This window comes from Pseudomonas sp. SDO55104_S430 (genome assembly GCF_054070595.1).
In genome coordinates this window covers 1-6,442 of sequence record NZ_JBSVXG010000280.1, presented here as the reverse complement: position 1 = coordinate 6,442, position 6,442 = coordinate 1, and the positions used below count along the sequence as shown (strand labels likewise).

At 62.3% G+C, this 6,442-nt stretch carries 5 protein-coding genes; 4 read left to right on the top strand and 1 reads right to left on the bottom strand.

Going from position 1 to position 6,442, the window contains the following annotated elements; translation table 11 throughout:
* Positions 1 to 48: 48 nt before the first annotated feature.
* The gene (gene tcdA, locus ACW9JE_RS27485; protein WP_457434550.1) at positions 49 to 867 is read right to left on the bottom strand and encodes a tRNA cyclic N6-threonylcarbamoyladenosine(37) synthase TcdA; all 819 of its coding nucleotides are present in this window, start codon (positions 865 to 867) and stop codon (positions 49 to 51) included.
* A gap of 282 nt (positions 868 to 1,149) precedes the next feature.
* Between tcdA and ACW9JE_RS27480 the strand changes: the two genes are divergently transcribed.
* The 4 genes from ACW9JE_RS27480 to ACW9JE_RS27465 all read left to right on the top strand — a co-directional run bounded on the left by ACW9JE_RS27480 (position 1,150) and on the right by ACW9JE_RS27465 (position 6,364).
* Positions 1,150 to 3,741, top strand: coding sequence for a glycosyltransferase (locus ACW9JE_RS27480; RefSeq protein ID WP_457434549.1), 2,592 nt, complete (start codon positions 1,150 to 1,152; stop codon positions 3,739 to 3,741).
* A 203-nt stretch (positions 3,742 to 3,944) separates the two neighbouring features.
* On the top strand, positions 3,945 to 5,096 hold the full coding sequence (dapE, locus tag ACW9JE_RS27475) for a succinyl-diaminopimelate desuccinylase (RefSeq protein ID WP_224541860.1): 1,152 nt from the start codon (positions 3,945 to 3,947) through the stop codon (positions 5,094 to 5,096).
* Positions 5,096 to 5,905 (top strand): putative RNA methyltransferase, encoded by an 810-nt coding sequence (locus ACW9JE_RS27470; protein ID WP_457434548.1) that lies wholly within the window; start codon positions 5,096 to 5,098, stop codon positions 5,903 to 5,905. Before dapE ends, ACW9JE_RS27470 begins: the two co-directional genes overlap by 1 nt.
* Before the next feature lie 81 nt (positions 5,906 to 5,986).
* On the top strand, positions 5,987 to 6,364 hold the full coding sequence (locus tag ACW9JE_RS27465; RefSeq protein ID WP_457434547.1) for a hypothetical protein: 378 nt from the start codon (positions 5,987 to 5,989) through the stop codon (positions 6,362 to 6,364).
* Positions 6,365 to 6,442: the final 78 nt, after the last annotated feature.

Sequence of the window (6,442 nt, the reverse complement as noted above, 5' to 3'; positions counted from 1 at the left end):
TTGAGGACGCCTTCGCGGGCAAGCCTCGCTCGTACAAGGGAAACCGTATCAGGCTTGGGGTTTGATGCGATCCGACGGACGCCGCACGCCCGCCACGATCTTGTCCACAGCCTTGGTCGCCGCAACCATGCCGAACGTCGCCGTGACCATCATCACCGCGCCAAATCCCCCGGCGCAGTCCAGCTTCACGCCATCTCCGACAAAACTCTTCTGCAAGCAAATGCTTCCGTCCGGTTTCGGATAGCGCAGCTGTTCGGTGGAGAACACGCATGGCACGCTGTAATGGCGGGTCACGGTGCGGGAGAAGCCGTAGTCGCGGCGCAAGGTGGAGCGCACTTTCGAGGCCAGCGGGTCGTTGAAGGTGCGGTTCAGGTCGCAGACCTGGATCAGCGTCGGGTCGATCTGCCCGCCCGCGCCGCCAGTGGTAATGATCTGGATCTTGCGCCGCTTGCACCAGGCGATCAGCGCCGCCTTGGCGTTGACGCTGTCGATGCAGTCGATCACGCAGTCGATGTTGGGCGTGATGTACTCGGCCATGGTATCGCGGGTCACGAAATCGGCGACCGCATGCACCTTGCAATCCGGGTTGATCCCGCGCAGGCGCTCGGCCATGACTTCGACCTTGGGTTTGCCGACGGTGCTGTCCAGCGCGTGCAACTGGCGATTGGCGTTGCTGACGCAGACGTCGTCCAGGTCGAACAGGGATATCTCGCCCACACCGCTGCGGGCCATGGCTTCCGCCGCCCAGGAACCGACTCCGCCGACGCCGACGATGGCCACATGGGCCGCGCGCAGGCGTTCCAGCCCTTCGATCCCGTACAAACGGGCGATGCCAGCAAACCGCGGATCTTCTGTACTCATGACCATCACCTCAAAAACCGGCGCGCATTATAGGGCCGTCGGCGTCCAAGAGCATCTTTGCGCTATGAACGGAGGACTTTCCAGTTTCATTTCATGCGCATCGAACGAAGATTCGCCCTACAGGCTCTAACGAAAGAACTTAAACCAACTTGGATTGCCCAATGCCGGGCATTTCTCTGTCGGATGTACGCTCAGTGAACTGCCGGTGTAGGATGCGCGCCCTTTTGCAGGGCAACCGTCCACCGATCCCGTTCCGTCGTTCCACAGCCTTTGGAACCTGAAATAGCTATGTCATCCCGTAAATTTGGACTCAACCTGGTCGTGGTGCTCGCCATCGCGGCCTTGTTTACCGGCTTCTGGGCGTTGATCAATCGCCCGGTCACCGCCCCCAATTGGCCCGAGCAGATCTCCGGCTTCTCCTATTCGCCGTTCCAGCAAGGCCAATTCCCACAGAAGGAGCAGTATCCGACTGACGATCAGATGCGCCGCGACCTGGAAATCATGAGCAAGCTGACGGACAACATCCGTACCTACTCGGTCGACGGCACCCTGGAAGACATCCCGAAACTGGCGGAAGAATTCGGCCTGCGGGTGACCCTGGGGATCTGGATCAGCCCGGATCAGGAACGCAACGAGCGGGAAATCGCCCGCGCCATCGAACTGGCCAATACCTCGCGCAGCGTGGTTCGTGTGGTGGTCGGCAACGAAGCGATCTTCCGCAAGGAAATCACCGCCAAAGACCTCAGTGTCATCCTCGATCGAGTCCGCGCGGCCGTGAAGGTGCCGGTGACCACGTCCGAGCAGTGGCACGTCTGGGAAGAACACCCGGAACTGGCCAAGCACGTCGACCTGATCGCCGCCCACGTCCTGCCCTACTGGGAGTTCATCCCGATGGACAAGGCCGGGCAGTTTGTCCTCGATCGCGCTCGCGATCTGAAGAAGATGTTCCCGAAAAAGCCGTTGCTGCTTTCCGAAGTGGGCTGGCCGAGCAACGGCCGCATGCGCGGTGGCGCCGATGCGTCGCCCGCCGATCAGGCGATCTATCTGCGTACGCTGGTCAACAAGCTCAACCGCCAGGGCTTCAACTACTTCGTGATCGAAGCCTTCGACCAGCCGTGGAAGGCCAGTGACGAAGGTTCGGTGGGCGCCTACTGGGGCGTGTTCAACGCCGCCCGCCAGCAGAAATTCAACTTCGAAGGCCCGGTCGTGGCGATTCCGCAATGGCGAGTGCTGGCCGTCGGTTCCGTGGTGCTGGCGCTGCTGTCACTGACCCTGCTGATGATCGACGGCTCGGCCCTGCGCCAGCGTGGCCGTACCTTCCTGACCTTCATCGCGTTCCTGTGTGGTTCGGTGCTGGTGTGGATCGGTTACGACTACAGCCTGCAATACAGCACCTGGTTCAGCCTGACAGTGGGTTTCCTCCTGGCGCTCGGTGCGCTGGGGGTATTCATCGTGTTGCTCACCGAGGCCCACGAACTGGCCGAGGCGGTGTGGATTCACAAGCGCCGCCGGGAATTCCTGCCGGTGGTGGGTGATTCGACCTATCGCCCGAAAGTCTCGATCCATGTGCCGTGCTACAACGAGCCGCCGGAGATGGTCAAACAGACCCTCAATGCCCTGGCCAACCTCGACTATCCGGACTTCGAAGTCCTGATCATCGACAACAACACCAAGGACCCGGCGGTCTGGGAACCGGTGCGCGACTATTGCGCCACCTTGGGCCCGCGCTTCAAGTTCTTCCACGTCGCGCCACTGGCCGGCTTCAAGGGCGGCGCGCTGAACTACCTGATTCCGCACACCGCCAAGGATGCCGAAGTGATCGCGGTGATCGATTCCGACTACTGCGTGCACCCCAACTGGCTCAAGCACATGGTGCCGCACTTCGCCGATCCGAAGATCGCCGTGGTGCAGTCGCCGCAGGACTACCGCGACCAGAACGAAAGCACCTTCAAGAAGCTCTGCTACGCCGAATACAAGGGCTTCTTCCATATCGGCATGGTGACGCGCAACGACCGTGACGCGATCATTCAGCACGGCACCATGACCATGACCCGTCGCTCGGTGCTCGAAGAGCTGGGCTGGGCCGACTGGTGCATCTGCGAAGACGCCGAGTTGGGCCTGCGGGTGTTCGAGAAAGGCCTGTCGGCGGCGTACTACCACGACAGCTACGGTAAGGGCCTGATGCCCGATACCTTCATCGACTTCAAGAAACAGCGTTTCCGCTGGGCCTATGGCGCGATCCAGATCATCAAGCGTCACACCCGCAGCTTGCTGCGCGGCAAGGACACCGAGCTGACCCGCGGCCAGCGTTACCACTTCCTCGCGGGCTGGCTGCCGTGGGTGGCGGACGGCATGAACATCTTCTTCACCATCGGCGCGCTGTTGTGGTCGGCGGCGATGATCATCGTGCCGCAGCGGGTCGATCCGCCGCTGCTGATTTTCGCGATCCCGCCGCTGGCGCTGTTCGTGTTCAAGGTCGGCAAGATCATCTTCCTTTACCGTCGCGCCGTCGGCGTGAACCTCAAGGATGCGTTCTGCGCGGCCCTGGCTGGCCTGGCGTTGTCGCACACCATCGCCAAGGCGGTGCTGTACGGTTTCTTCACCAGCAGCATTCCGTTTTTCCGCACCCCGAAGAACGCCGATAACCACGGCTTCTGGGTGGCGATTTCCGAAGCACGCGAAGAGCTGTTCATCATGCTTCTGCTGTGGGGCGCGGCGCTGGGGATCTTCCTGGTCAACGGCATGCCGAGCAACGACATGCGTTTCTGGGTGACCATGCTGCTGGTGCAGTCGCTGCCCTACCTCGCGGCGCTGATCATGGCGTTCCTGTCTTCGCTGCCCAAACCCGCAGCCGAAGTGGAAACGGCGCCGGCGCTGTAAATCTTCACCGATGTACTAAACGGCGGCCTATGGTCGCCGTTTTGCTTTAAGATAACCGCCATTTTGCGGGGTCCTGCCCCCCCACATTCCCTGTAGGAGCGAGGCTTGCCCGCGAACGAAGCGACTCGGTGTAACAGATACACCTCATCATCGTTCTTCGCGGGCGAGCCTCGCTCCTACAACGATCTTCCGGAGTTTTTTCCATGACGGCCCACGCCGACCTTTCGCCGACCCTCCAACTCGCCATCGACCTGATCCGCCGTCCGTCCGTGACGCCGGTCGACGCCGATTGCCAGAAGCAGATGATGCAGCGCCTGGGCGATGCCGGTTTTGCACTGGAACCGATGCGTATCGAAGATGTGGATAACTTCTGGGCTACTCACGGCAAGCACGACGGCCCTGTGCTGTGCTTCGCTGGCCACACCGACGTGGTGCCGACCGGTCCCGTGACCGCCTGGCAGATCGACCCGTTCAACGCAGTCATCGATGAACACGGTATGCTCTGCGGCCGTGGCGCGGCGGACATGAAAGGCAGCCTGGCGTCCATGACTGTGGCGGCCGAGCGTTTCGTCGCCGACTACCCGGATCACAAGGGCAAGGTCGCCTTTCTGATCACCAGCGACGAGGAAGGCCCGGCACACCACGGCACCAAGGCGGTGGTTGAGCGTCTCGCGGCGCGCAAGGAGCGTCTGGACTGGTGCATCGTCGGCGAACCGTCGAGCACTTCGCTGGTCGGTGACGTGGTCAAGAACGGCCGTCGCGGTTCCCTCGGCGCCAAACTGACCGTACGCGGTGTGCAAGGTCACGTGGCCTACCCGCACCTGGCGAAGAACCCTATCCACCTCGCCGCCCCGGCCCTGGCCGAACTGGCCGCCGAGCATTGGGACCACGGCAACGATTTCTTCCCGCCGACCAGCTTCCAGATCTCCAACGTCAATTCCGGCACCGGCGCGACCAACGTGATTCCCGGTGACCTGGTGGCGGTGTTCAACTTCCGCTTCTCCACCGAGTCCACCGTCGAAGGCCTGCAGAAGCGCGTCGCCGACATCCTCGATAAACATGGCCTGGACTGGCACATCGACTGGGCGTTGTCCGGCCTGCCGTTCCTCACCGAACCGGGCGCGCTGCTCGACGCGGTGTCGTCGAGCATCAAGACCATCACCGGCCGCGAGACCAAGGCCTCCACCAGCGGCGGCACCTCCGACGGTCGCTTCATCGCCACCATGGGTACCCAGGTGGTCGAGCTGGGCCCGGTCAACGCCACCATCCACCAGGTCAACGAGCGCGTACTGGCCGCCGACCTCGACGTGCTGACCGAGATCTACTACCAGACCCTCGTAAAGTTGCTCGCCTGATGCTGGCTTGCCCGATCTGCAGCGAGCCGCTCAATGCGGTGGACAACGGCGTGGTCTGCCCCGCCGGGCATCGGTTCGACCGTGCGCGTCAGGGTTACCTGAACCTGTTGCCGGTGCAGCACAAGAACAGCCGTGACCCTGGGGATAACCAGGCGATGGTCGAAGCCCGTCGCGACTTCCTCAATGCCGGGCACTATGCGCCGGTCGCCAGGCGTCTGGCGGAGCTGGCGGCCGGTTACGCGCCGGCACGCTGGGTCGACATCGGCTGTGGCGAGGGTTACTACACCGCGCAAATCGCCGAGGCCCTGCCGGATGCCGATGGCTACGCCCTGGACATTTCCCGGGAAGCGGTCAAACGCGCCTGCAAACGCAATCCGAAACTGACCTGGTTGATCGCCAGCATGGCCCGGGTGCCGCTGGCCTCGGGCAGCTGCCAGTTCCTGGCCAGCGTGTTCAGCCCGCTGGATTGGGAAGAAGCCAAGCGCCTGCTCAGCCCTGGCGGCGGCCTGATGAAAGTCGGACCGACCAGCGGCCACCTGATGGAATTGCGCGAGCGGCTGTACGACGAAGTCCGCGAATACACCGACGACAAGCATCTGGCCCTGGTGCCCGAAGGCATGGCGCTGGCCCACAGCGAAAAGCTGGAATTCAAACTGACGCTAACCAGCGGTCAGGACCGGGCGAATCTACTGGCCATGACGCCCCACGGCTGGCGCGCCAGTGCCGAGCGCCGGGCCGCGGTGATCGAGCAGGCCGAGCCGTTCGAGGTCACGGTCTCGATGCGCTACGATTATTTCGTTCTTCAATAACCCGACAATTTGGCCCTGGACGAAGGTTCAAGGCCGGCTAAATCCGCGAATGGATTTTTCAGACACGCAACGAGGACATCCATGCGCCAGCCCGATATCGAGATTTACCTGAAAGACGCCGACGTCGACCACAAGACCATCGCCGCCTGGCTCGGCGCCGCGCTGGGCCCGTGCAGCGACTGGGTGCAGAAAGGCCAGACCTTCAAGTGCAAGGCCGGCAACGTGCCGGTGACCTGGTTACCCAAGGCTGTAGGAAAATGGAACAGCCTGTACCTGGAAAGTGACGAAACTCCGTGGGAAGACGACATCGCCTGCGCCCGTTCAGCCTTCGCCGCGCTGAACGTCGAAGTACGTTGCGCGCCGGGTACGTGGGTCGAGGAAGAAAGTGAAGAAGCGGCGGATCGCTGGATTCGCATCAGCGCCGATGGTGAGGAAGAGATCACCTGGCGTACCGCTTAAAAGCGAGCGACACAAACCAAATGTGGGAGCGGGCTTGCTCGCGAATGCGGTGTATCAGTCGACATCAACTTTGACTGA

Coding starts and splice junctions, on each gene's coding strand:
- dapE (WP_224541860.1), top strand. CDS start 3,945: ATGACGGCCCACGCCGACCTTTCGCCGACCCTCCAACTCGCCATCGAC.
- ACW9JE_RS27470 (WP_457434548.1), top strand. CDS start 5,096: ATGCTGGCTTGCCCGATCTGCAGCGAGCCGCTCAATGCGGTGGACAAC.
- ACW9JE_RS27480 (WP_457434549.1), top strand. CDS start 1,150: ATGTCATCCCGTAAATTTGGACTCAACCTGGTCGTGGTGCTCGCCATC.
- tcdA (WP_457434550.1), bottom strand. CDS start 867: ATGGTCATGAGTACAGAAGATCCGCGGTTTGCTGGCATCGCCCGTTTG.
- ACW9JE_RS27465 (WP_457434547.1), top strand. CDS start 5,987: ATGCGCCAGCCCGATATCGAGATTTACCTGAAAGACGCCGACGTCGAC.